The organism is Klebsiella sp. 10, assembly GCF_018223925.1.
GTDB classification, from domain to species: domain Bacteria; phylum Pseudomonadota; class Gammaproteobacteria; order Enterobacterales; family Enterobacteriaceae; genus Klebsiella; species Klebsiella pneumoniae.
Window position 1 is genome coordinate 1 of the sequence record NZ_JAGRRB010000026.1, and the last position, 24,442, is coordinate 24,442.

General features: G+C 53.9%; 18 protein-coding genes, 4 tRNA genes and 1 rRNA gene. 17 read left to right on the plus strand and 6 right to left on the minus strand.

Features of this window, described 5'->3' with window-relative positions; all coding sequences use genetic code 11:
• The first annotated feature begins 54 nt into the window (after positions 1 to 54).
• The 3 genes from rrf (at position 55) to birA (ending at position 2,407) form a co-directional block, all read left to right on the plus strand.
• A 5S ribosomal RNA gene (rrf, locus tag KHQ26_RS24545) occupies positions 55 to 170 on the plus strand.
• 249 nt (positions 171 to 419) lie between these two features.
• Positions 420 to 1,448: a UDP-N-acetylmuramate dehydrogenase gene (murB, locus tag KHQ26_RS24550; RefSeq protein ID WP_004177874.1), complete on the plus strand. Its 1,029-nt coding sequence runs from the start codon at positions 420 to 422 to the stop codon at positions 1,446 to 1,448.
• Positions 1,445 to 2,407, plus strand: a complete 963-nt coding sequence (gene birA / locus KHQ26_RS24555; protein WP_002883521.1) for a bifunctional biotin--[acetyl-CoA-carboxylase] ligase/biotin operon repressor BirA — start codon at positions 1,445 to 1,447, stop codon at positions 2,405 to 2,407. The genes murB and birA overlap by 4 nt, the downstream gene beginning before the upstream one ends.
• A 25-nt stretch (positions 2,408 to 2,432) precedes the next feature.
• Here birA and coaA read toward each other — a convergent pair whose 3' ends face one another.
• The gene (coaA, locus tag KHQ26_RS24560) at positions 2,433 to 3,383 is read right to left on the minus strand and encodes a type I pantothenate kinase (protein ID WP_002883524.1); all 951 of its coding nucleotides are present in this window, start codon (positions 3,381 to 3,383) and stop codon (positions 2,433 to 2,435) included.
• A 428-nt stretch (positions 3,384 to 3,811) separates the two neighbouring features.
• On the opposite strand from coaA, the gene KHQ26_RS24565 reads away from it, so the two are divergent.
• The 14 genes from KHQ26_RS24565 (at position 3,812) to dcuB (ending at position 19,850) form a co-directional block, all read left to right on the plus strand.
• Positions 3,812 to 3,887, plus strand: a tRNA-Thr gene (locus KHQ26_RS24565).
• 10 nt (positions 3,888 to 3,897) lie between these two features.
• Positions 3,898 to 3,982, plus strand: a tRNA-Tyr gene (locus KHQ26_RS24570).
• Positions 3,983 to 4,097: 115 nt separating this feature from the next.
• Positions 4,098 to 4,172: transfer RNA gene (locus KHQ26_RS24575), tRNA-Gly, on the plus strand.
• Between the two features lie 5 nt (positions 4,173 to 4,177).
• Positions 4,178 to 4,253, plus strand: a tRNA-Thr gene (locus KHQ26_RS24580).
• Positions 4,254 to 4,368: 115 nt separating this feature from the next.
• Positions 4,369 to 5,553 carry an elongation factor Tu gene (gene tuf, locus KHQ26_RS24585; protein WP_004174069.1) on the plus strand — a complete coding sequence of 395 codons (1,185 nt, stop codon included), beginning with the start codon at positions 4,369 to 4,371 and terminating at the stop codon, positions 5,551 to 5,553.
• A 336-nt stretch (positions 5,554 to 5,889) separates the two neighbouring features.
• Positions 5,890 to 6,273: a preprotein translocase subunit SecE gene (gene secE / locus KHQ26_RS24590; protein WP_002883772.1), complete on the plus strand. Its 384-nt coding sequence runs from the start codon at positions 5,890 to 5,892 to the stop codon at positions 6,271 to 6,273.
• Between the two features lies 1 nt (position 6,274).
• Positions 6,275 to 6,820, plus strand: a complete 546-nt coding sequence (nusG, locus tag KHQ26_RS24595) for a transcription termination/antitermination protein NusG (protein ID WP_001287521.1) — start codon at positions 6,275 to 6,277, stop codon at positions 6,818 to 6,820.
• Positions 6,821 to 6,976: 156 nt separating this feature from the next.
• Complete coding sequence (rplK, locus tag KHQ26_RS24600) at positions 6,977 to 7,405, plus strand: 50S ribosomal protein L11 (RefSeq protein WP_002884034.1); 429 nt, start codon at positions 6,977 to 6,979, stop codon at positions 7,403 to 7,405.
• Between the two features lie 3 nt (positions 7,406 to 7,408).
• The gene (gene rplA / locus KHQ26_RS24605) at positions 7,409 to 8,113 is read left to right on the plus strand and encodes a 50S ribosomal protein L1 (RefSeq protein ID WP_002884036.1); all 705 of its coding nucleotides are present in this window, start codon (positions 7,409 to 7,411) and stop codon (positions 8,111 to 8,113) included.
• 413 nt (positions 8,114 to 8,526) lie between these two features.
• A complete protein-coding gene (rplJ, locus tag KHQ26_RS24610) occupies positions 8,527 to 9,024 on the plus strand; it encodes a 50S ribosomal protein L10 (RefSeq protein WP_001207203.1) in 498 nt (165 codons plus the stop codon).
• A 66-nt stretch (positions 9,025 to 9,090) separates the two neighbouring features.
• Positions 9,091 to 9,456, plus strand: a complete 366-nt coding sequence (gene rplL, locus KHQ26_RS24615) for a 50S ribosomal protein L7/L12 (RefSeq protein ID WP_002884142.1) — start codon at positions 9,091 to 9,093, stop codon at positions 9,454 to 9,456.
• Positions 9,457 to 9,780: 324 nt separating this feature from the next.
• Entirely contained in the window at positions 9,781 to 13,809 is a 4,029-nt protein-coding gene (gene rpoB / locus KHQ26_RS24620; RefSeq protein ID WP_004152306.1) for a DNA-directed RNA polymerase subunit beta, read from the plus strand.
• A 76-nt stretch (positions 13,810 to 13,885) separates the two neighbouring features.
• Entirely contained in the window at positions 13,886 to 18,109 is a 4,224-nt protein-coding gene (gene rpoC / locus KHQ26_RS24625) for a DNA-directed RNA polymerase subunit beta' (RefSeq protein WP_002884146.1), read from the plus strand.
• Positions 18,110 to 18,509: 400 nt separating this feature from the next.
• On the plus strand, positions 18,510 to 19,850 hold the full coding sequence (dcuB, locus tag KHQ26_RS24630; protein WP_004192681.1) for an anaerobic C4-dicarboxylate transporter DcuB: 1,341 nt from the start codon (positions 18,510 to 18,512) through the stop codon (positions 19,848 to 19,850).
• A gap of 42 nt (positions 19,851 to 19,892) precedes the next feature.
• Here the strand turns inward: dcuB and KHQ26_RS24635 are convergent, their stop codons facing one another.
• From KHQ26_RS24635 to thiG, 5 genes are all read right to left on the minus strand, one after another.
• Positions 19,893 to 20,210 carry a PTS lactose/cellobiose transporter subunit IIA gene (locus tag KHQ26_RS24635; protein ID WP_002884149.1) on the minus strand — a complete coding sequence of 106 codons (318 nt, stop codon included), beginning with the start codon at positions 20,208 to 20,210 and terminating at the stop codon, positions 19,893 to 19,895.
• Positions 20,211 to 20,213: 3 nt separating this feature from the next.
• Entirely contained in the window at positions 20,214 to 20,519 is a 306-nt protein-coding gene (locus KHQ26_RS24640) for a PTS sugar transporter subunit IIB (RefSeq protein WP_002884150.1), read from the minus strand.
• A gap of 172 nt (positions 20,520 to 20,691) precedes the next feature.
• Positions 20,692 to 22,224 carry a sensor domain-containing diguanylate cyclase gene (locus KHQ26_RS24645; protein ID WP_016530055.1) on the minus strand — a complete coding sequence of 511 codons (1,533 nt, stop codon included), beginning with the start codon at positions 22,222 to 22,224 and terminating at the stop codon, positions 20,692 to 20,694.
• Between the two features lie 316 nt (positions 22,225 to 22,540).
• Entirely contained in the window at positions 22,541 to 23,674 is a 1,134-nt protein-coding gene (gene thiH, locus KHQ26_RS24650; RefSeq protein WP_004177872.1) for a 2-iminoacetate synthase ThiH, read from the minus strand.
• On the minus strand, positions 23,671 to 24,441 hold the full coding sequence (gene thiG / locus KHQ26_RS24655) for a thiazole synthase (RefSeq protein WP_004152308.1): 771 nt from the start codon (positions 24,439 to 24,441) through the stop codon (positions 23,671 to 23,673). Before thiG ends, thiH begins: the two co-directional genes overlap by 4 nt.
• Between the last annotated feature and the right edge of the window lies 1 nt (position 24,442).

Below are 24,442 nucleotides of genomic sequence, written 5' to 3' on the forward strand. Positions count from 1 at the left end.
TCTGATACAGATTAATCGATACGTTGGTGAGACGTGTTGATAAAACAGAATTTGCCTGGCGGCACTAGCGCGGTGGTCCCACCTGACCCCATGCCGAACTCAGAAGTGAAACGCCGTAGCGCCGATGGTAGTGTGGGGTCTCCCCATGTGAGAGTAGGGAACTGCCAGGCATCAAACTAGTGAAGAGCCCATCCTGCCGGATGGGCTTTTTGCGTTTCTGTCGTCCGGCCAGCGTGCCGGCATGTCTCCCCGGTGGCGCTGCGCTTACCGGGGCTACGGGCCTGTCGCGTTCTGTAGCCCGCACCGGTACACCACATCACCACCGGTAACGCCCCGCAATATCATTGCCCCTGTAATCAGACAAGCCTTCCCCCGCCAGATACGATAAACTAACGCCGATTTTGCATCAGGAAGCCACTATGAACCACTCCCTCAAACCCTGGAATACCTTTGGCATTGAACGCTTCGCCAAGACGATAGTACGCGCCGAAACTGAGCAACAGTTGCTAAGCGCCTGGCAAACCGCTGCCGCGGCAGGCGAACCCACGCTGATCCTTGGGGAAGGCAGTAATGTCCTGTTTCTGAACGACTATGCCGGTACGGTGATCCTCAACCGGATTATGGGGATCGAGGTGAGCGAAACGCCGGAAGCCTGGCGCTTGCACGTCGGCGCCGGCGAAAACTGGCATCAGTTGGTGCAGTTCACGCTACAGCATGCGATGCCAGGTCTGGAAAATCTGGCGTTAATCCCTGGCTGCGCAGGATCTTCGCCGATCCAGAATATTGGCGCCTACGGCGTTGAGCTACAGCGGGTTTGCGAATATGTTGACTGCATTGAGCTGGAAACCGGGCGTAAGCAACGTCTTTCAGCCGCGGAATGCCGTTTTGGCTATCGCGACAGTATCTTCAAACATGAATATCAGGACCGCTATGCCATCGTCGCGATTGGCTTATCGTTAGCGAAAACATGGCAGCCTGTACTGAGTTACGGTGATTTAACGCGTCTCGATCCGCAGACCGTCACGCCGCAGCAGGTATTTGATGCGGTCTGTCATATGCGAATGACTAAATTGCCGGATCCAAAGATTAACGGTAATGCCGGCAGCTTTTTTAAGAACCCGATCGTCAGCGCTCAGGTTGCGAAAGCGCTGCTGGCGCAGTTCCCTCATGCACCGCACTATCCGCAGGCAAATGGCAGCGTCAAGCTGGCCGCTGGCTGGCTAATCGATCAATGTGAGCTCAAAGGACAACGCATCGGCGGCGCGGCCGTTCATCGACAGCAGGCGCTGGTACTGATTAATGAAGATCGAGCGACCAGCGAGGATGTGGTAAAACTTGCTCATTATGTTCGCCAGCGGGTGGGTGCGAAATTCGATGTATGGCTTCAGCCCGAGGTGCGCTTCATTGGCACGCATGGTGAAGTCAACGCAGAGGAGAGCATTGCGTGAAAGACCATACTATCCCTTTAACGCTAATTTCTATCCTTGCTGATGGCGAGTTTCACTCTGGCGAACAGCTTGGTGAGCAGTTAGGCATGAGCCGGGCGGCGATTAATAAGCACATCCAGACCTTACGTGACTGGGGCGTCGATGTGTTTACTGTGCCGGGCAAGGGTTACAGCCTGCCGGAGCCTATTCATCTATTAGATGAGAAAAAGATTTCTCAAGAGATAGACCATGGTCGAGTGACGGTCCTTCCCGTCATCGACTCTACTAACCAGTATTTGCTGGACAGGCTTGATGAGCTGACGTCCGGAGATGCCTGTGTGGCTGAATATCAGCAAGCAGGGCGAGGCCGGCGAGGCAGAAAATGGTTTTCGCCCTTTGGCGCGAATCTCTATCTCTCGATGTACTGGCGTCTGGAGCAGGGCCCGGCAGCGGCTATTGGCCTAAGCCTGGTGATCGGTATTGTGATCGCTGAAGTTCTGCAGCAGCTCGGGGCCGAACAGGTTCGCGTGAAATGGCCAAACGATATTTACCTGCAGGATCGTAAGCTGTCAGGGATCCTCGTGGAACTGACGGGGAAAACGGGCGATGCCGCACAAATCGTCAGCGGCGCGGGTATCAACCTTGTGATGCGTCGCGTGGAGTCTGATGTCGTCAATCAGGGATGGATCAGCCTTCAGGAAGCGGGGGTGGTCATCGACCGTAACCTCCTCGCCGCGCGCCTGATTAAAGAGCTGCGCCTGGGACTGGAGCTGTTCGAGCAGGAAGGATTGGCTCCCTATCTACCGCGCTGGGAAAAACTGGATAACTTTATTCATCGCCCGGTGAAACTGATTATCGGTGATAAAGAAATTTACGGCATTTCGCGTGGCATTGACGCCCAGGGCGCACTATTGCTGGAGCAGGATGGTGTAATAAAAGCCTGGGTGGGTGGTGAAATATCATTGCGCAGTGCAGAATAAAAAAGGGAGCTTCGGCTCCCTTTTTTTATTTACGTAAGCGTACCTGATTCACTGAGTGATTGGCGCTCTTAGTCATGATCAGGCTGGCGCGCTCGCGAGTTGGAAGGATATTTTCTTTAAGATTCATTAGGTTGATTTCATTCCATAGCGAAGTGGCAATATCTACCGCTTCTTCCTTCGAGAGCTTAGCGTAATTATGGAAATAGGAATCCGGATCGGTAAACGCCCCTTCCCGGAATTTAAGAAAGCGGTTGATATACCAGCTTTTCAATAATTCTTCCGGGGCATCGACATAAATAGAAAAGTCGACAAAATCGGAAACGAATACATGATGGGGATCGTGCGGATAATCCATTCCACTTTGCAGAACATTCAGCCCTTCAAGAATTAAAATATCCGGTTGCGCGACGGTTTTGTCACCGTTGGGAATAACATCATAAATCAGATGGGAATAAACCGGCGCGGTTGCCTGCGGTACCCCTGATTTGAGATCGGAGACAAACTTCACCAGGCGATGCATATCATAGGACTGCGGAAAGCCTTTTTTCTTCATTAACCCACGTTCTTTTAAAACCGAGTTAGGGTGCAAAAAACCGTCAGTGGTAATGAGTTCGACATGGCGATGCTCCGGCCAACGACTAAGCAAAGCTTGCAGAACGCGGGCGGTGGTGCTTTTTCCTACCGCAACGCTGCCAGCGATACTGATAATATAGGGAATTCGCTGACCATTGGTGCCAAGAAATTGTTCGAGAACAGCCTGGCGACGCAGGTTAGAACTGATATAGAAGTTGAGCAAACGCGACAGCGGCAAATAGATCTCGGCAACCTCTTCCAGAGAGAGATCTTCGTTGATGCCTTTTAACCGCGTGATTTCTTCCTCGGTTAACGTCATCGGGACAGAATCACGAAGTGCAGCCCATTGGTGGCGGTTAAATTGTAGGTACGGTGTCATTAACGTCTGCTCTTTTTGGCTCATAAGCATGTTCTTACTATCACCGAATACCTTGAAACGGTGATGCTTCACACGAGTTAATCAGGACAATGGGCAGGAGGGTAACACCAGATTGCCGGGAATAATAAGAAAAAAACTCATTGAATGCTGCTTTCTCGCGCCAGCATCACAAGAGAAGAATAAGTTTCTTATTCTTTGCAAAGCATGGCCTTTGCTAACAGGCTAGGCTAGCGGCCTGAATCCTTTCCGTCAGCGGTCAGCATGCGATAGAGGTAACCGGAGATGATCGGACAGCGCCTGAAGCGCCGAATTATTGGCGAATATTTGCACTCCGCTGCTTGAAATTACACCGTTTTTTCGCGTGAGAGCACAAAATGTGAGCAAGAGAACGTTTTATGCAAATTTTTAGTTGCATGAACTCGCTCCTCTCCCTAGAATGCGCGCTACTTGATGCCGACTTAGCTCAGTAGGTAGAGCAACTGACTTGTAATCAGTAGGTCACCAGTTCGATTCCGGTAGTCGGCACCATAACAATTTGGGTGGGGTTCCCGAGCGGCCAAAGGGAGCAGACTGTAAATCTGCCGTCATCGACTTCGAAGGTTCGAATCCTTCCCCCACCACCACTTTCTGGCGACGCTTTGCGGAGCCGGAGTTGGTTGGGTAAACTAATCAGCTCAATACTAAAGAGAGCAGTCTCTTTAGTATTACAGAAAGAACTGGGTAGCCGAGTTTCAGGATGCGGGCATCGTATAATGGCTATTACCTCAGCCTTCCAAGCTGATGATGCGGGTTCGATTCCCGCTGCCCGCTCCAGACGTGCTGATATGGCTCAGTTGGTAGAGCGCACCCTTGGTAAGGGTGAGGTCCCCAGTTCGACTCTGGGTATCAGCACCACTTCTTTTCTCTCCTTCCCTGTTTCTCTTCTGTTATGTTCATTCAACAAGTCGGGCATGTTGCCTGGTTGATGTGGTGATATCACCGATTTATCCGTGTCTTAGAGGGACAATCGATGTCTAAAGAAAAGTTTGAACGTACAAAACCGCACGTTAACGTCGGTACTATCGGCCACGTTGACCATGGTAAAACAACGCTGACCGCTGCCATCACTACCGTACTGGCTAAAACCTACGGTGGTTCCGCTCGCGCATTCGACCAGATCGATAACGCGCCGGAAGAAAAAGCTCGTGGTATCACCATCAACACCTCTCACGTTGAATATGACACCCCGACTCGCCACTACGCGCACGTAGACTGCCCGGGCCACGCCGACTATGTTAAAAACATGATCACCGGTGCTGCGCAGATGGACGGCGCGATCCTGGTTGTTGCTGCGACTGACGGCCCGATGCCGCAGACTCGTGAGCACATCCTGCTGGGTCGTCAGGTAGGCGTTCCGTACATCATCGTGTTCCTGAACAAATGCGACATGGTTGATGACGAAGAGCTGCTGGAACTGGTTGAGATGGAAGTTCGTGAACTGCTGTCTCAGTACGATTTCCCGGGCGACGACACCCCGATCGTTCGTGGTTCTGCTCTGAAAGCGCTGGAAGGCGACGCAGAGTGGGAAGCGAAAATCATCGAACTGGCTGGCCACCTGGATACCTATATCCCGGAACCAGAGCGTGCGATTGACAAGCCGTTCCTGCTGCCGATCGAAGACGTATTCTCCATCTCCGGTCGTGGTACCGTTGTTACCGGTCGTGTAGAGCGCGGTATCATCAAAGTAGGTGAAGAAGTTGAAATCGTTGGTATCAAAGAAACCGCGAAAACCACCTGTACTGGCGTTGAAATGTTCCGCAAACTGCTGGACGAAGGCCGTGCTGGTGAGAACGTAGGTGTTCTGCTGCGTGGTATCAAACGAGAAGAAATCGAACGTGGTCAGGTACTGGCTAAGCCGGGCACCATCAACCCGCACACCAAGTTCGAATCTGAAGTGTACATCCTGTCCAAAGACGAAGGCGGCCGTCATACTCCGTTCTTCAAAGGCTACCGTCCGCAGTTCTACTTCCGTACTACTGACGTGACTGGCACCATCGAACTGCCGGAAGGCGTAGAGATGGTAATGCCGGGCGACAACATCAAAATGGTTGTTACCCTGATCCACCCGATCGCGATGGACGACGGTCTGCGTTTCGCAATCCGTGAAGGCGGTCGTACCGTTGGCGCGGGCGTGGTTGCTAAAGTTCTCGGCTAATCGCTGATAACATTTGACGCAATGCGCAATAAAAGGGCATCATTTGATGCCCTTTTTGCACGCTTTCACACCAGAACCTGGCTCATCAGTGATTTTATTTGTCATAATCATTGCTGAGACAGGCTCTGAAGAGGGCGTTTATACACCAAACCATTCGAGCCTCAGGGCGACGGCTATTCAACTCCTTCTTTGCAACAGCAGGGCAGGGGTGACACCACCGTCAACATTGAAGCAATTTGAATAGTTAAGTGTATAATCCGAAACTTAATTTCGGTTTGGATCGCCTCGCCCCCGCGGGGTGAAATTGTTTGTAGAATACTTCTGACAGGTTGGTTTATGAGTGCGAATACCGAAGCTCAAGGGAGCGGGCGCGGCCTGGAAGCGATGAAGTGGATTATCGTTGCCGTGCTGCTGATCGTGGCGATCGTGGGCAACTTCCTTTATCGTGACATTATGCTGGCGGTGCGTGCGCTGGCCGTGGTTATTCTTATTGCTGCTGCCGGTGGCGTCGCGCTGTTGACGACGAAAGGTAAGGCGACCGTTGCTTTTGCTCGCGAAGCGAGAACCGAAGTTCGTAAAGTGATTTGGCCGACTCGCCAGGAAACGCTGCATACTACGCTGATTGTTGCTGCCGTGACTGCAGTAATGTCACTGATCCTGTGGGGACTGGATGGTATTCTGGTTCGCCTGGTCTCCTTTATCACTGGCCTGAGGTTCTGAGATGTCTGAAGCTCCTAAAAAGCGCTGGTACGTCGTTCAGGCGTTTTCCGGTTTTGAAGGTCGCGTAGCCACGTCGCTGCGTGAACATATCAAATTACACAACATGGAAGAGTTATTTGGCGAAGTCATGGTCCCGACCGAAGAAGTGGTTGAGATCCGTGGCGGCCAGCGTCGCAAAAGCGAACGTAAATTCTTCCCGGGCTATGTCCTGGTTCAGATGGTCATGAACGACGCAAGCTGGCACCTGGTGCGCAGCGTACCGCGCGTGATGGGCTTCATCGGCGGCACCTCTGACCGTCCGGCGCCGATCAGCGACAAAGAAGTCGACGCCATCATGAATCGTCTGCAGCAGGTTGGCGATAAGCCGCGTCCGAAAACGCTGTTTGAACCGGGTGAAATGGTTCGCGTTAACGACGGTCCGTTCGCTGACTTTAACGGCGTGGTGGAAGAAGTGGACTATGAGAAGTCCCGCCTGAAAGTTTCCGTTTCTATCTTCGGTCGTGCGACCCCGGTAGAACTGGACTTCAGCCAGGTTGAGAAGGCGTAAGCCGGCGATCAAAAAAGCAGCGATTTAATCGTTGCATAGGGCGCGAAATTGGCATACAATTTCGCGCCTTTTGTTTTTATGGGCCCGGCCCGTAAAACGATGTTTAATCACGGGGAGCTTCTCTGAAGCGTTAATACCCATTTTGAGGATTTAAGAATGGCTAAGAAAGTCCAAGCCTACGTCAAGCTGCAGGTTGCAGCTGGTATGGCGAACCCGAGCCCGCCGGTCGGCCCAGCACTGGGTCAGCAGGGCGTGAACATCATGGAATTCTGCAAAGCGTTCAACGCCAAAACTGATTCCCTGGAGAAAGGTCTGCCGATCCCGGTTGTTATCACCGTTTACGCTGACCGTTCCTTTACCTTTGTTACCAAGACTCCGCCGGCTGCTGTTCTGCTGAAGAAAGCTGCAGGCATCAAGTCTGGTTCCGGTAAGCCGAACAAAGATAAAGTGGGTAAAATCTCCCGCGCTCAGCTGCAGGAAATCGCGCAGACCAAAGCTGCCGACATGACTGGTGCCGACATTGAAGCGATGACTCGCTCCATCGAAGGTACTGCACGTTCCATGGGCCTGGTAGTGGAGGACTAAGAAATGGCTAAACTGACCAAGCGCATGCGCGTGATCCGTGAGAAAGTTGATGCAACTAAACAGTACGACATCAACGAAGCCATTGCTCTGCTGAAAGAGCTGGCCACCGCTAAATTTACCGAAAGCGTAGACGTTGCCGTTAACCTCGGCATCGACGCTCGTAAATCTGACCAGAACGTCCGTGGCGCAACTGTACTGCCGCACGGTACTGGCCGTTCCGTTCGCGTAGCCGTATTTACCCAGGGCGCAAACGCTGAAGCTGCTAAAGCTGCAGGCGCTGAGCTGGTAGGTATGGAAGATCTGGCTGAGCAGATCAAAAAAGGCGAAATGAACTTTGACGTTGTTATTGCTTCCCCGGATGCAATGCGCGTTGTTGGCCAGCTGGGCCAGGTTCTGGGTCCGCGTGGCCTGATGCCGAACCCGAAAGTAGGTACCGTAACTCCGAACGTTGCTGAAGCGGTTAAAAACGCGAAAGCAGGCCAGGTTCGTTACCGTAACGACAAAAACGGCATCATCCACACCACCATCGGTAAAGTGGACTTTGACGCTGACAAACTGAAAGAAAACCTGGAAGCTCTGCTGGTTGCGCTGAAAAAAGCAAAACCGACTCAGGCGAAAGGCGTGTACATCAAGAAAGTTAGCATCTCCACCACTATGGGTGCAGGTGTTGCAGTAGATCAGGCTGGCCTGAACGCTTCTGCAAACTAATGCCTTTACGTGGGCGGTGATTTTGTCTACAATCTTACCCCCACGATTCTGTCAATAAGACAGACGCTATGCGAGTCATTTGAATTGCAGCAAGGCAGCAATCGAGTGAATCACCGGGAGTGTAGTTAACTACATGACCGGTGTGAACGAGAGCAGCTAACGCCGCTGCGGTTCGAAGGACGAAGTCATAGGAAGAATTTGTTCGTTGGAGCCTGGCCTATCCAGGCCTCCGTCGAAGACCGCAGGTGTTTCGCAAGAAACTTAATCCCCTGCGTAGACGGTGACAGAACGCTAAGATTATTTTTGGATATTCTGGCTTGTTTCTGCTCACCGTATTTAGACGCTCTTTTCGTTGAATTGAGTGAAGTGAGTTCCAGAGCATAGGCTCTGGCAAACATCCAGGAGCAAAGCTAATGGCTTTAAATCTTCAAGACAAACAAGCGATTGTTGCTGAAGTCAGCGAAGTAGCCAAAGGCGCGCTGTCTGCAGTAGTTGCGGATTCCCGTGGCGTAACTGTAGATAAAATGACTGAACTGCGTAAAGCAGGTCGTGAAGCTGGCGTATACATGCGTGTTGTTCGTAACACCCTGCTGCGCCGCGTCGTTGAAGGTACTCAGTTCGAGTGCCTGAAAGACACGTTTGTTGGTCCGACCCTGATTGCATACTCTATGGAACACCCGGGCGCTGCTGCTCGTCTGTTCAAAGAGTTCGCGAAAGCGAATGCAAAATTTGAGGTCAAAGCCGCTGCCTTTGAAGGTGAGCTGATCCCGGCGTCGCAGATCGACCGCCTGGCAACTCTGCCGACCTACGAAGAAGCAATTGCACGCCTGATGGCAACCATGAAAGAAGCTTCGGCTGGCAAACTGGTTCGTACTCTGGCTGCTGTACGCGATGCGAAAGAAGCTGCTTAATCGCAGTTATCTTTGTAAAGCATTCGCTTACGTATAAACTTATTCTGATATTCAGGAACAATTTAAATGTCTATCACTAAAGATCAAATCATTGAAGCAGTATCCGCTATGTCCGTAATGGACGTTGTTGAGCTGATCTCTGCAATGGAAGAAAAATTCGGTGTTTCCGCTGCTGCTGCTGTAGCTGTAGCTGCTGGCCCGGTTGAAGCTGCTGAAGAAAAAACTGAATTCGACGTAATTCTGAAAGCTGCTGGCGCTAACAAAGTTGCTGTTATCAAAGCAGTACGTGGCGCAACTGGCCTGGGTCTGAAAGAAGCTAAAGACCTGGTAGAATCTGCTCCGGCTGCACTGAAAGAAGGCATCAGCAAAGACGACGCTGAAGCTCTGAAAAAATCTCTGGAAGAAGCTGGCGCTGAAGTTGAAGTTAAATAAGCCAACCCTTCCGGTTGCAGCCTGAGAAATCAGGCTGAGGCTGGTGACTTTTTGGTCACCAGCCTTTTTGCGCTGTAAGGCGCCAGTAGCGTTTCACGCTGTTTGACTACTGGTTTGCCTCTCAATGCTTGTTTCTATCGACGACTTAATATACTGCGACAGGTTAGGGTTCCTGGGCTGTGTAAATCGCAATGAAATGGTTTAAGCGTGATAGCAACAGGCATTGCGGAAAGTGTTCCATTTTCCGGTCAACAAAATAGTGTTGCATAAAAAACTGCCCTCTGCGGGCAGATGGGTCGACTTGTCAGCGAGCTGAGGAACCCTATGGTTTACTCCTATACCGAGAAAAAACGTATTCGTAAGGATTTTGGTAAACGTCCACAAGTTCTGGATGTGCCATATCTCCTTTCTATCCAGCTTGACTCGTTCCAGAAGTTTATCGAGCAAGATCCTGAAGGGCAGTATGGTCTGGAAGCTGCTTTCCGTTCCGTATTCCCGATTCAGAGCTACAGCGGTAATTCCGAGCTGCAATACGTCAGCTACCGTCTGGGCGAACCGGTTTTTGACGTTAAAGAATGTCAGATCCGTGGCGTGACTTATTCTGCACCGCTGCGCGTAAAACTGCGTCTGGTGATCTACGAGCGCGAAGCGCCAGAAGGCACCGTCAAAGACATTAAAGAACAAGAAGTCTACATGGGCGAAATTCCGCTCATGACCGACAACGGTACCTTTGTTATCAACGGTACCGAGCGTGTTATCGTTTCTCAGCTGCACCGTAGCCCGGGCGTCTTCTTTGACAGTGACAAAGGTAAGACCCACTCCTCCGGTAAGGTTCTGTATAACGCACGTATCATCCCTTACCGCGGTTCCTGGCTGGACTTCGAATTCGACCCGAAAGACAACCTGTTCGTTCGTATCGACCGTCGTCGTAAGCTGCCGGCTACCATCATCCTGCGCGCGCTGAATTACACCACTGAGCAGATCCTTGACCTGTTCTTCGAAAAAGTGGTCTTTGAAATTCGCGACAACAAGCTGCAGATGGAGCTGATTCCGGAGCGTCTGCGCGGTGAAACTGCCTCCTTCGATATCGAAGCCAACGGCAAAGTGTACGTTGAGAAAGGCCGTCGCATCACGGCTCGTCATATCCGTCAGCTGGAAAAAGACGATATCAAGCATATCGAAGTGCCGGTTGAATATATCGCGGGCAAAGTGGCGGCTAAAGACTATATCGATGAAGCGACTGGCGAACTGATCTGCCCGGCGAACATGGAGCTGAGCCTGGATCTGCTGGCTAAGCTGAGCCAGTCTGGCCACAAGCGTATCGAAACGCTGTTCACCAACGATCTGGACCACGGCCCGTACATCTCTGAAACGGTACGCGTCGACCCGACTAACGATCGTCTGAGCGCGCTGGTAGAAATCTACCGCATGATGCGCCCTGGCGAGCCGCCGACTCGTGAAGCCGCTGAAAGTCTGTTTGAGAACCTGTTCTTCTCTGAAGACCGCTACGATCTGTCCGCGGTTGGTCGTATGAAGTTCAACCGTTCTCTGCTGCGCGACGAAATCGAAGGTTCCGGTATCCTGAGCAAAGACGACATCATCGAAGTGATGAAGAAGCTCATCGATATCCGTAACGGTAAAGGCGAAGTGGACGATATCGACCACCTCGGCAACCGTCGTATCCGTTCCGTTGGCGAAATGGCGGAAAACCAGTTCCGCGTTGGCCTGGTACGTGTAGAGCGTGCGGTGAAAGAGCGTCTGTCTCTTGGCGATCTGGATACCCTGATGCCTCAGGATATGATCAACGCCAAGCCGATTTCCGCAGCAGTGAAAGAGTTCTTTGGTTCCAGCCAGCTGTCTCAGTTTATGGACCAGAACAACCCGCTGTCTGAGATTACGCACAAACGTCGTATCTCCGCACTCGGCCCAGGCGGTCTGACCCGTGAGCGCGCAGGCTTCGAAGTTCGAGATGTACACCCGACCCACTACGGTCGCGTATGTCCGATCGAAACGCCTGAAGGTCCGAACATCGGTCTGATTAACTCCCTGTCCGTGTACGCGCAGACCAACGAATATGGCTTCCTTGAGACGCCGTATCGTAAAGTGACCAACGGTGTGGTTACTGACGAAATTCACTACCTGTCTGCTATCGAAGAAGGCAACTACGTTATCGCTCAGGCGAACTCCAACCTGGATGAAAACGGCCACTTCGTAGAAGATCTGGTTACCTGCCGTAGCAAAGGCGAATCCAGCTTGTTCAGCCGCGACCAGGTTGACTACATGGACGTATCCACCCAGCAGGTGGTATCCGTCGGTGCGTCCCTGATCCCGTTCCTGGAACACGATGACGCCAACCGTGCATTGATGGGTGCGAACATGCAACGTCAGGCGGTTCCGACTCTGCGCGCTGATAAGCCGCTGGTTGGTACCGGTATGGAACGTGCTGTTGCCGTTGACTCCGGTGTTACTGCCGTGGCTAAACGTGGCGGTACCGTTCAGTACGTGGATGCTTCCCGTATCGTTATCAAAGTTAACGAAGACGAGATGTACCCGGGCGAAGCAGGTATCGACATCTATAACCTGACCAAGTACACCCGTTCTAACCAGAACACCTGCATCAACCAGATGCCTTGCGTGTCCCTGGGCGAACCTATTGAGCGCGGCGACGTGCTGGCAGACGGCCCGTCCACCGACCTCGGTGAGCTGGCGCTGGGTCAGAACATGCGTGTAGCGTTCATGCCGTGGAACGGTTACAACTTCGAAGACTCCATCCTCGTTTCCGAGCGTGTTGTCCAGGAAGACCGTTTCACCACTATCCACATTCAGGAACTGGCGTGCGTGTCCCGTGACACCAAGCTGGGGCCGGAAGAGATCACCGCTGACATCCCGAACGTGGGTGAAGCTGCGCTCTCTAAACTGGATGAATCCGGTATCGTTTATATCGGTGCGGAAGTGACCGGCGGCGACATTCTGGTTGGTAAGGTAACGCCGAAAGGTGAAACCCAGCTGACGCCGGAAGAGAAACTGCTGCGCGCGATCTTCGGTGAGAAAGCGTCTGACGTTAAAGACTCTTCTCTGCGCGTACCGAACGGTGTCTCTGGTACCGTTATCGACGTTCAGGTCTTTACCCGTGACGGCGTAGAAAAAGACAAACGTGCTCTGGAAATCGAAGAGATGCAGCTGAAGCAGGCCAAAAAAGACCTGTCTGAAGAACTGCAGATCCTCGAAGCCGGTCTGTTCAGTCGTATCTACGCGGTGCTGGTCTCCGGTGGCGTTGAAGCTGAGAAGCTCGACAAGCTGCCTCGCGATCGCTGGCTGGAACTGGGCCTGACCGACGAAGAGAAACAAAATCAGCTGGAACAGCTGGCTGAGCAGTATGACGAACTGAAACACGAGTTCGAGAAAAAACTCGAAGCGAAACGCCGTAAAATCACCCAAGGCGACGATCTGGCACCGGGCGTGCTGAAGATTGTTAAGGTATATCTGGCCGTTAAACGCCGTATCCAGCCTGGTGATAAGATGGCGGGTCGTCACGGTAATAAGGGTGTTATCTCTAAGATCAACCCGATCGAAGATATGCCGCACGATGCTAACGGTACGCCGGTAGATATCGTACTGAACCCGCTGGGCGTACCGTCTCGTATGAACATCGGTCAGATCCTTGAAACTCACCTGGGTATGGCTGCAAAAGGCATCGGCGATAAGATCAACGCCATGCTGAAACAGCAGCAGGAAGTCGCGAAACTGCGCGAATTCATCCAGCGTGCTTACGATCTGGGCGCTGACGTTCGCCAGAAAGTTGACCTGAATACCTTCAGCGATGAAGAAGTTCTGCGTCTGGCTGAAAACCTGCGTAAAGGCATGCCGATCGCAACGCCGGTATTCGACGGTGCGAAAGAAGCTGAAATCAAAGAGCTGCTGCAGCTGGGCGACCTGCCGACTTCCGGTCAGATCACCCTGTTTGATGGCCGCACCGGTGAACAGTTCGAACGTCCGGTAACCGTGGGTTACATGTACATGCTGAAACTGAACCACCTGGTCGACGACAAAATGCACGCTCGTTCCACCGGTTCTTACAGCCTGGTTACTCAGCAGCCGCTGGGTGGTAAGGCACAGTTCGGTGGTCAGCGCTTCGGTGAGATGGAAGTGTGGGCGCTGGAAGCATACGGCGCGGCCTACACCCTGCAGGAAATGCTCACCGTTAAGTCTGATGACGTGAACGGTCGTACCAAGATGTATAAAAACATCGTGGACGGCAATCACCAGATGGAACCGGGCATGCCGGAATCCTTCAACGTACTGTTGAAAGAAATTCGCTCGCTGGGCATCAACATCGAACTGGAAGACGAGTAATTCTCGCTCAAACAGGTCACTGCTGCCGGGTTAACGCCCGGCAGCGGAATGTGCTAACTCCGACGGGAGCAAATCCGTGAAAGACTTATTAAAGTTTCTGAAAGCGCAAACTAAAACCGAAGAGTTTGATGCGATCAAAATTGCTCTGGCTTCGCCAGACATGATCCGTTCATGGTCTTTCGGTGAAGTTAAAAAGCCGGAAACCATTAACTACCGTACGTTCAAACCTGAGCGTGACGGCCTTTTCTGCGCCCGTATCTTTGGGCCGGTAAAAGATTATGAGTGCCTGTGCGGTAAGTACAAGCGCCTGAAACACCGCGGTGTGATCTGTGAGAAGTGCGGCGTTGAAGTGACCCAGACTAAAGTGCGTCGTGAGCGCATGGGCCACATCGAGCTGGCATGTCCGACTGCGCACATCTGGTTCCTGAAATCCCTGCCGTCCCGTATCGGTCTGCTGCTGGATATGCCGCTGCGCGATATCGAACGTGTACTGTACTTTGAATCCTATGTGGTTATCGAAGGTGGCATGACCAACCTCGAACGCAACCAGATTCTGACGGAAGAACAGTACCTGGACGCGCTGGAAGAGTTCGGTGACGAATTCGACGCGAAAATGGGCGCGGAAGCGATCCAGGCGCTGCTGCGCAATATGGATCTGGAGCAGGAATGCGAGCAGCTGCGTGAAGAGCTGAACGAAACCAACTCCGAAACCAAGCGTAAAAAGCTGACCAAGCGCATTAAGCTGCTGGAAGCTTTCGTTCAGTCTGGCAACAAGCCGGAGTGGATGATCCTGACCGTTCTGCCGGTACTGCCGCCAGATCTGCGTCCGCTGGTTCCGCTGGACGGTGGTCGTTTCGCGACGTCTGACCTCAACGATCTGTATCGTCGCGTGATCAACCGTAACAACCGTCTGAAACGTCTGCTGGATCTGGCTGCGCCGGATATCATCGTACGCAACGAAAAACGTATGCTGCAGGAAGCGGTTGACGCCCTGCTGGATAACGGTCGTCGCGGTCGTGCGATCACCGGTTCTAACAAACGTCCTCTGAAATCTTTGGCCGATATGATCAAAGGTAAACAGGGTCGTTTCCGCCAGAACCTGCTCGGTAAACGCGTTGACTACTCCGGTCGTTCTGTTATCACCGTAGGTCCATACCTGCGTCTGCATCAGTGCGGTCTGCCGAAGAAAATGGCGCTGGAGCTGTTCAAACCGTTCATCTACGGCAAGCTGGAACTGCGTGGCCTGGCCACCACCATCAAAGCCGCTAAGAAGATGGTCGAGCGCGAAGAAGCTGTCGTTTGGGATATCCTGGACGAAGTTATCCGCGAACACCCGGTCCTGCTGAACCGTGCGCCAACCCTGCACCGTCTGGGTATTCAGGCATTCGAACCGGTTCTGATCGAAGGTAAAGCCATCCAGCTGCACCCGCTGGTTTGTGCGGCATACAACGCCGACTTCGATGGTGACCAGATGGCTGTTCACGTACCGCTGACGCTGGAAGCCCAGCTGGAAGCGCGTGCGCTGATGATGTCTACCAACAACATCCTGTCCCCGGCGAACGGCGAACCAATCATCGTTCCGTCTCAGGACGTTGTACTGGGTCTGTACTACATGACCCGTGACAGTGTTAACGCCAAAGGCGAAGGCATGGTGCTGACTGGCCCGAAAGAAGCTGAGCGTATTTATCGCGCCGGCCTGGCCTCTCTGCATGCGCGCGTTAAAGTGCGTATCACTGAATACGAAAAAGACGACAATGGTGAGTTTGTCGCGAAAACCAGCCTGAAAGACACGACCGTTGGCCGTGCCATTCTGTGGATGATCGTACCGAAAGGTCTGCCGTTCTCTATCGTGAACCAGGCGCTTGGTAAGAAAGCGATCTCCAAGATGCTGAACACCTGTTACCGTATTCTGGGTCTGAAACCGACCGTTATTTTTGCGGACCAGACGATGTACACCGGCTTTGCTTACGCAGCGCGTTCAGGTGCATCCGTTGGTATCGATGACATGGTCATCCCGGAGAAAAAATACGAAATCATCAGCGAAGCGGAAGCGGAAGTTGCTGAGATTCAGGAACAGTTCCAGTCCGGTCTGGTGACCGCGGGCGAACGCTACAACAAAGTTATCGATATCTGGGCTGCGGCGAACGATCGTGTATCCAAAGCGATGATGGATAACCTGCAAACCGAAACCGTGATTAACCGTGACGGTCAGGAAGAGCAGCAGGTTTCCTTCAACAGCATCTACATGATGGCCGACTCCGGTGCGCGTGGTTCTGCGGCACAGATTCGTCAGCTGGCTGGTATGCGTGGTCTGATGGCGAAGCCGGATGGCTCCATCATCGAAACGCCGATCACCGCGAACTTCCGTGAAGGTCTGAACGTACTCCAGTACTTCATCTCCACCCACGGTGCTCGTAAAGGTCTGGCGGATACCGCACTGAAAACAGCGAACTCCGGTTACCTGACTCGTCGTCTGGTTGACGTTGCGCAGGACCTGGTCGTCACTGAAGACGACTGCGGCACCCTGGAAGGCATCACCATGACGCCGGTTATCGAAGGTGGCGACGTTAAAGAGCCGCTGCGCGATCGCGTACTGGGTCGTGTGACTGCGGAAGATGTTCTGAAGCCGGGTACCGCGGATATTCTGGTTCCACGCAACACGCTGCTGCATGAGCACTGGTGTGACCTGCTGGAAGCGAACTCCGTTGACTCCGTCAAAGTGCGTTCCGTTGTATCCTGTGACACCGACTTTGGCGTCTGCGCGCACTGCTATGGTCGTGACCTGGCGCGTGGCCACCTCATCAACAAAGGTGAGGCTATCGGCGTTATCGCGGCACAGTCCATCGGTGAGCCGGGTACACAGCTGACGATGCGTACGTTCCACATCGGTGGTGCGGCATCTCGTGCGGCTGCTGAATCCAGCATCCAGGTGAAAAACAAAGGTAGCATCAAGCTCAGCAACGCGAAGTCGGTTGTGAACTCCAGTGGTAAGCTGGTTATCACTTCCCGTAATACCGAGCTGAAGCTGATCGACGAATTCGGTCGTACCAAAGAGAGCTATAAAGTACCTTACGGTGCGGTTATGGCGAAAGGCGACGGTGAGCAGGTTGCCGGCGGTGAAACCGTCGCAAACTGGGATCCGCACACCATGCCGGTTATCACCGAAGTTAGCGGTTTCATCCGTTTCACTGACATGATCGACGGCCAGACCATTACTCGTCAGACTGACGAGCTGACCGGTCTGTCTTCGCTGGTGGTTCTGGACTCTGCAGAACGTACCGCAGGTGGTAAAGATCTGCGTCCAGCACTGAAAATCGTTGATGCTCAGGGCAACGACGTTCTGATCCCAGGCACTGATATGCCTGCTCAGTACTTCCTGCCGGGTAAAGCGATTGTTCAGCTGGAAGATGGCGTACAGATCAGCTCTGGTGACACCCTGGCGCGTATTCCGCAGGAATCCGGCGGTACCAAGGATATCACCGGTGGTCTGCCGCGCGTTGCGGACCTGTTCGAAGCACGTCGTCCGAAAGAGCCGGCTATCCTGGCTGAAATCAGCGGTATCATTTCCTTCGGTAAAGAAACCAAAGGGAAACGTCGCCTGGTTATCACCCCGGTAGACGGTAGCGAGCCGTACGAAGAGATGATCCCGAAATGGCGTCAGCTCAACGTGTTCGAAGGTGAACGTGTGGAACGTGGTGATGTGGTTTCCGACGGTCCGGAAGCACCGCACGACATTCTGCGTCTGCGTGGCGTACATGCTGTGACCCGTTACATTGTTAACGAAGTCCAGGACGTATACCGTCTGCAGGGCGTTAAGATTAACGATAAGCACATCGAAGTTATCGTTCGTCAGATGCTGCGTAAAGCCACCATCGAAAGCGCAGGCAGCTCCGACTTCCTCGAAGGCGAGCAGGTGGAATACTCCCGCGTCAAGATCGCGAACCGCGAACTGGAAGCGAACGGCAAAGTGGGCGCAACGTTCTCCCGCGATCTGCTGGGTATCACCAAAGCGTCTCTGGCCACCGAGTCCTTCATCTCCGCGGCATCGTTCCAGGAGACCACTCGCGTGCTGACCGAAGCAGCCGTTGCGGGCAAACGCGACGAACTGCGCGGTCTGAAAGAGAACGTCATCGTGGGTCGTCTGATCCCGGCCGGTACCGGTTATGCGTATCACCAGGATCGTATGCGCCGTCGCGCTGCTGGCGAGCTGCCGGCGGCACCGCAGGTGAGCGTGGAAGAAGCGTCTGCCAACCTGGCAGAGCTGCTGAACGCAGGTCTGGGCGGTTCTGACAACGATTAATCGTTGATGCACTGCTAAAAAGCCGGTCAGGTTTCCTGACCGGCTTTTTTTATTGTCTATTTTTCGCCGCTTTCCCGGCCCTTAATTACATTTACGACATATTAAATCTTCATTTTCTTAGCAATTAATTCATGCAAAATATCTATTAGAAGCCTTTTTCTAAAACCTTTCTTTATGTATGGGTAAAACTTCTACTCATATCAAAAAATAATCAATTCAAAGGGTATATATTCAAAATACCTGATGAATCATGGGATTACTTCTGTTGCTGTATCTTCGGCGCGACGGCGCTGGAGAGGGATAGCCGCATCTCATGCTTCTCCCGGTCAGGCGCAGAAATAATCCCGACAGGCAGGTAGGGATCATTTTTAGATCTGAGTGGACAGGCTCTGGGGGCTGCATGGAATTCGCGATACAACTCATTATTATATTAATTTGTCTGTTTTATGGTGCCCGAAAAGGGGGTATTGCGCTGGGGCTGCTGGGCGGCATCGGTTTGGTGATCCTCGTCTTTGTTTTTCATCTCCAGCCGGGCAAACCGCCGGTTGATGTGATGCTGGTGATCATTGCAGTGGTAGCCGCCTCGGCGACCCTGCAGGCGTCCGGCGGGTTAGACGTGATGCTGCAGATTGCCGAGAAGCTGCTGCGGCGTAACCCGAAATATGTTTCTATCGTGGCGCCTTTCGTCACCTGCACGCTGACCATCCTCTGCGGTACCGGCCACGTGGTGTATACCATCCTGCCGATTATCTACGATGTGGCGATTAAGAATAACATTCGTCCGGAGCGTCCGATGGCCGCCAGCTCCATTGGCGCTCAGATGGGGATCATCGCCAGCCCGGTCTCGGTGGCGGTGGTATCGCTGGTGGCGATGCTGGGAAATTTTACCTTTAACGGGAAACACCTGGAGTTTCTCGATCTGCTGGCGATAACCATTCCGTCCACGCTGCTGGGTATTTTAGCCATCGGTATCTTCAGCTGGTTCCGCGGCAAAGACCTGGATCAGGACGAAGCCTTCCAGGCGTTTATTGCGCTACCGGAGAACCGCCATTACGTCTATGGCGATACGGCGACCCTGCTGGACAAAAAGCTGCCGACCAGCAACTGGATAGCAATGTGGATTTTTCTGGCCTCTATCGCCGTGGTGGCGCTGCTTGGCGCTTTTTCTGAACTGCGCCCGGCCTTTGACGGTAAACCACTGTCGATGGTGCTGGTTATCCAGATGTTTATGCTGCTCTCCGGAGCGCTGATCATCATCATTACAAAAACTAACCCGGCATCGATTTCCAAAAATGAGGTCTTTCGTTCGGGAATGATCGCTATCGTCGCGGTGTACGGCATCGCGTGGATGGCGGAGACCATGTTTGGCGCGCACATGACCGAGATTAAAGGCGTGCTTGGTGAAATGGTAAAAGAGTATCCGTGGGCTTATGCCATCGTGCTGCTACTGGTTTCGAAATTTGTGAACTCCCAGGCGGCAGCGCTGGCGGCGATTGTGCCAGTAGCCCTGGCCATCGGCGTCGACCCGGCTTATATCGTGGCTTCTGCGCCGGCCTGCTATGGCTACTATATTCTGCCGACCTACCCAAGCGATCTGGCGGCGATCCAGTTTGATCGCTCAGGGACCACTCATATCGGCCGCTTTGTGATTAACCACAGCTTTATCCTGCCCGGGCTCATCGGCGTCGGCGTCTCCTGCGTGTTTGGCTGGATATTCGCGGCGATGTACGGCTTTCTGTAAGAAGGACGGGCGCCGGCAGCGACGCCCGTTAAATCCGTGAGATTATTGCGCGAGGGGCAGACGACGATAGAGTTCAATCATGTCGGTCGCCAGATCCTGAATGACCATAGCGTTCATCAGATGGTCCTGGGAATGCACGGTGATCAGGTTGACCGGCAATTTACCGCTGCCTTCATCCATGCCGATAAGCTGGGTCTGAATTTTATGCGCATGTTTGACGAACTCATGGGATTCAGCCATGGCCTGCTCCGCGGCGACAAAATCGCCTTTGCGCGCCAGCTGTAGCGCCGTCAGCGCCGCGCTACGTGCGGAACCCGCGTTAACCAGCAGCTCCATGATGATCGTTTCTAAATCTTCCATCGATTACTCCAGCATCTTAAGGGCTTTATCCAGAACGGCATCACCTTTCATCATGCCGTAGTCCATCATATCGATCACGGCGACCTTCTTGCCGAACGGGTCGGCCAGCGCCTGCAGCTTCGCCTGCTCATATTTCACCTGCGGGCCGAGCAAAATAATGTCGGCGGCGGCCAGATTATCTTTAAACTCAGCGACCGGTACGGCCTTGATAGAGACCTCAACACCCTTCTTCTGCGCGGCATCTTGCATACGCTGAACCAGCATGCTGGTAGACATACCGGCGGCACAGCACAAAACGATATTCTTCATAGTCAGTGGCCCTTGTGTTCCGTGATGTCTTATCTTTATCGCGGCCCTGTCGATGCGACAACCGCTTTACCGTGATTGTGTGTAAGGCATCACACAATAATTGAAACCGGTTTCATTTTTTCCGGAAAAAATAAAAAAGCCCACCGAAGTGGGCGGTGGCGGCGCTGAAGTCTTACGCGCGCAGGATACGGTTTTTACCCTGCTGTTTGGCTTTGTACAGCGCTTCATCGACGCTCACCACCAGCTTATCCAGTGGCTCCATATTCCATTCCCCGAGGCCGGCGCTGAAGGTGACCGTCAGGCCATCTTCGCGCCAGGTGCGTCGTTCGACGTTTACCCGCCATGTTTCCAGCAGCGTGCGGGCGTTATCGATATGTTCGGCAGGAAAGACCACCGCGAACTCTTCGCCGCCGTAGCGATAGAGGGATATCTCCAGCGGCTGGAGGACCTGTAGCCCTTCGCGAGCGACGTTACGCAGGACGATATCGCCATTGAGATGGCCCCAGGTGTCGTTGATCGATTTAAAGTTATCGATATCGACCAGCGCGAGGGCGAATGGCTGGTGATCGTTCATCAGGGCGGCAATATCGCTGTCGAAGGCGCGGCGGTTTTTGCAGCCGGTGAGAGCGTCGATGGTCGCCTGGCGGACGTAGGACAGTTCGCGCTGTTTATTGGTTTCAATCGCTTTACTCAGCATCGCCTCAAGGCGCGGGGCGCGTTTGACGTCACCGGTTTTAATCGCATTGATGATATTCATCAGCACGGTACGGGAAGCATGACGCAGATAAAGACCGAACAGGATAATAATGATCGCTGCGAGAGTGAAACCGCCGATCACTAAATTGGTCTCATGACGTGTCAGATTGACCAGGGTGGCGTTATCGACACGGAAAATCACAAACCAGTCGGGATTGGTAAAGGAGTAATGGTAATACCAGGTGTCGCTCCCGGGATCGTAAAGCTGCCCCTCTCCGCTGGTCATTTTATCCATCAGCTCGTCCCTGACGAAGGGTTTAAACAGCGCGCCCGGGTCGGAGTGCAGGACCACTTTGCCATCCCGTTGCACCACAAAAAATTCCCCCTGTACGGGCGCCACCATCTGGCGCAGCGCGAACCCCATGGAGGTGAGATCGAGATGAAAGGCCAGGCTGCCCTTGAGTTTCCCTTCGGGGGTAATGATGGGTTTGAAAATGGTAATCGTCGGATGGTGGGTGAAATAATCCATATACGGACTGGTGTAGTGGCTGAAGGTGCTGGCTTCCGCCTGTTTGATAAACCAGGGCCGCGTTTTGGGATCGAAAGCCCGGCTGTCTTCATTTTCCAGCACCTCCGGGGCGCGCAGATAGTGGCCCTTGGTATCCGCCAGCGAGATGGATGAGACGCTTGGCATCATGTTCTGTAACTGCATCAGCGTGGTTAACCCTTTCTCCGGCTCCACATTGACTGCGCGATTCAGTTCGTCATTGCGGGCAAAGAAGGCGGCTGCGCGCCCGAGGATAAAATCATTTTCCCGCAGCAGGGTTTCCGTATAGTTGATCGCCAGGTTATGGGTAAAATTGCGGTTAATATCGTGATAATCTTCGAGAAAATCTTTCTGTTGCGCCAGAGTCACAAAAATAGCGATCAGCATAAAGCTGAGCAAAATACCGGCAAACCCCACGACGATCGGCGTCGTAAAAGAGAGCTTTCTGTTGTGTAGAGCCATGAATCGTTAATCGTCCCGGATGTATAAACCATGGGTCCGAACGCAGGTTGCGTCTGGGACGCCTGCCGATCGAATCAGTTCACTATTGCTCAATTATAACTCTGAGGCCTTCATGTATCGTGATTTATATTCGGCGATAATGTGCAGGCCTCTGCTCAGCGCGGAGAGGCAGGGCGAAAATGAGGAAGAAAAGGTTCGCCCTGGTCAGCGTCCGCTGCTGACCCGGGCAGAATAGAAAAACGGCGTCGGGCGGGCCAGCCTCCGTTTTTCATCTCTCATGCAGGCGCGCAAAATTATCAGGCGTTTACACTGTACATCATGAGGTTTGCGAAGCGCGTCCCAGCCAGCTATCCCAGTCTTTCCATACCGGCTGCAGGCCGCGGGCGGCCAGCGCGCTGGCGACCTCTTCAGGGCGGCGATCGTCGTGCGGGGCAAATTGCTCGAGCTCCGGATGATCGTCGGCGTAGCCGCCGGGCTGGGTTTTAGAGAAGGCGCTGACGTTATTGATCGCCAGCGGGATCACCCGGTCACGGAACCAGGGTGATTCGCGAGTGGATAGCGACAGCTCAACCTCTGGCGCCAGCAGGCGGAAGGCGCAGATAGTTTGCACCAGCTGTCGCTCATCCATCAGCGAAGCCGGTTCAATACCGCCGGCGCAGGGACGCAGGCGCGGGAAGGAGACCGAATAGCGGCTGCGCCAGTAGCGCTGCTGCAGCCACAGCAGGTGCTCAGCGACTATAAAGCAGTCCACTCGCCAGCTGTCGGAAAGGCCGATGAGCGCGCCAAGGCCGATCTTATCGATCCCCGCCGCGCCTAAGCGATCCGGCGTATCCAGCCGCCAGAAGAAATCCTGCTTTTTTCCTTTCAGATGGTGTTGGGCGTACATGCTTTCATGATAGGTCTCCTGATAGACCATCACCCCGTCGAGCCCCAGGGTTTTCAGCTCGGCATACTCTTCAGTCGCCAGCGGCTGCACTTCCATATGCAGCGAGGCAAACTGGCTGCGGATAGCCGGTAGGTGCTGACGGAAATAATCCATTCCCACCTTACCCTGATGTTCGCCGGTCACCAGCAGCAGATGCTCAAAGCCCAGGTTGCGGATTGCGGCGCACTCGCGGGCAATCTCGGCGGCATCCAGCGTCTTGCGCTTAATGCGGTTGCTCATCGAGAAGCCGCAGTAGGTGCAGTCGTTAGCGCACAGGTTGGAGAGATACAGCGGCACGTAGAAGCTGACGGTATTGCCGAAGCGCTGCCGGGTGAGGCGCTGCGCGCGCTGGGCCAGCGGTTCAAGGTAATTGGCCGCGGCAGGCGAGAGCAGGGCCATCATATCATCGCGGGTGAGCTGTTTGGCCGCCAGCGCCCGTTCGACGTCGGCGGCGGTTTTGCTGTTGATGCGCAGGCGGATATCGTCCCACTCCAGCTGCCGCCAGCGATCGCTAAAGGTTTTCATGCCAGCGCCTCCAGGAATCCGGTGAGCGGGCTGGTGGCCTGCGCCTGCGTACTGCGTGCCCCCGGTCCGGCCTGACGCGCCAGTAATCCGGCATCGATCGCCATACGGAAGGCGCGGGCCATGGCCACGGGGTCGTCGGCGACGGCAATGGCGGTATTGACCAGCACCGCGTCCGCGCCCATCTCCAGCGCCTGCGCCGCATGGCTCGGGACGCCGATCCCGGCGTCAACCACCACCGGGACCGTCGCCTGCTCGATAATAATCTCCAGCATGGCTTTGGTTTCCAGCCCCTGATTGGAGCCGATCGGCGCACCCAGCGGCATCACCGCCGCGCAGCCTACCTCTTCCAGTCGTTTACACAGCACCGGATCGGCGCCGCAGTAGGGCAGCACCACGAACCCTTCGCGGACCAGCAGCTCCGCCGCTTTCAGGGTTTCAATCGGGTCGGGCAGCAGCCAGCGGGCGTCCGGGTGGATCTCCAGCTTCAGCCAATGGGTACCCAGGGCTTCCCGCGCCAGGCGGGCGGCAAACACCGCCTCTTCCGCCGTCTTGGCGCCTGAGGTATTCGGCAGCAGGTTAACCCCCGCCGCCAGCAGCGGGGCGAGGATGGCGTCATTGCGCTGGCGTAAATCGACGCGCTTCATCGCCAGGGTTACCAGCTGGCTGCCCGAGGCGCGAATCGCCTCGACCATCACCTCCGGGGCGGCGAATTTGCCGGTACCGGTGAAAAGATGGGATTCAAACGTTTTGTCTGCAATACGTAACATG

What these genes read in the sequence shown, in the direction of transcription:
- murB (WP_004177874.1), top strand. Translation starts at nt 420, where the DNA reads ATGAACCACTCCCTCAAACCCTGGAATACCTTTGGCATTGAACGCTTC.
- coaA (WP_002883524.1), bottom strand. Translation starts at nt 3,383, where the DNA reads ATGAGCCAAAAAGAGCAGACGTTAATGACACCGTACCTACAATTTAAC.
- tuf (WP_004174069.1), top strand. Translation starts at nt 4,369, where the DNA reads ATGTCTAAAGAAAAGTTTGAACGTACAAAACCGCACGTTAACGTCGGT.
- secE (WP_002883772.1), top strand. Translation starts at nt 5,890, where the DNA reads ATGAGTGCGAATACCGAAGCTCAAGGGAGCGGGCGCGGCCTGGAAGCG.
- nusG (WP_001287521.1), top strand. Translation starts at nt 6,275, where the DNA reads ATGTCTGAAGCTCCTAAAAAGCGCTGGTACGTCGTTCAGGCGTTTTCC.
- rplK (WP_002884034.1), top strand. Translation starts at nt 6,977, where the DNA reads ATGGCTAAGAAAGTCCAAGCCTACGTCAAGCTGCAGGTTGCAGCTGGT.
- rplA (WP_002884036.1), top strand. Translation starts at nt 7,409, where the DNA reads ATGGCTAAACTGACCAAGCGCATGCGCGTGATCCGTGAGAAAGTTGAT.
- rplJ (WP_001207203.1), top strand. Translation starts at nt 8,527, where the DNA reads ATGGCTTTAAATCTTCAAGACAAACAAGCGATTGTTGCTGAAGTCAGC.
- rplL (WP_002884142.1), top strand. Translation starts at nt 9,091, where the DNA reads ATGTCTATCACTAAAGATCAAATCATTGAAGCAGTATCCGCTATGTCC.
- rpoB (WP_004152306.1), top strand. Translation starts at nt 9,781, where the DNA reads ATGGTTTACTCCTATACCGAGAAAAAACGTATTCGTAAGGATTTTGGT.
- dcuB (WP_004192681.1), top strand. Translation starts at nt 18,510, where the DNA reads ATGGAATTCGCGATACAACTCATTATTATATTAATTTGTCTGTTTTAT.
- KHQ26_RS24635 (WP_002884149.1), bottom strand. Translation starts at nt 20,210, where the DNA reads ATGGAAGATTTAGAAACGATCATCATGGAGCTGCTGGTTAACGCGGGT.
- KHQ26_RS24640 (WP_002884150.1), bottom strand. Translation starts at nt 20,519, where the DNA reads ATGAAGAATATCGTTTTGTGCTGTGCCGCCGGTATGTCTACCAGCATG.
- KHQ26_RS24645 (WP_016530055.1), bottom strand. Translation starts at nt 22,224, where the DNA reads ATGGCTCTACACAACAGAAAGCTCTCTTTTACGACGCCGATCGTCGTG.
- thiH (WP_004177872.1), bottom strand. Translation starts at nt 23,674, where the DNA reads ATGAAAACCTTTAGCGATCGCTGGCGGCAGCTGGAGTGGGACGATATC.
- thiG (WP_004152308.1), bottom strand. Translation starts at nt 24,441, where the DNA reads ATGTTACGTATTGCAGACAAAACGTTTGAATCCCATCTTTTCACCGGT.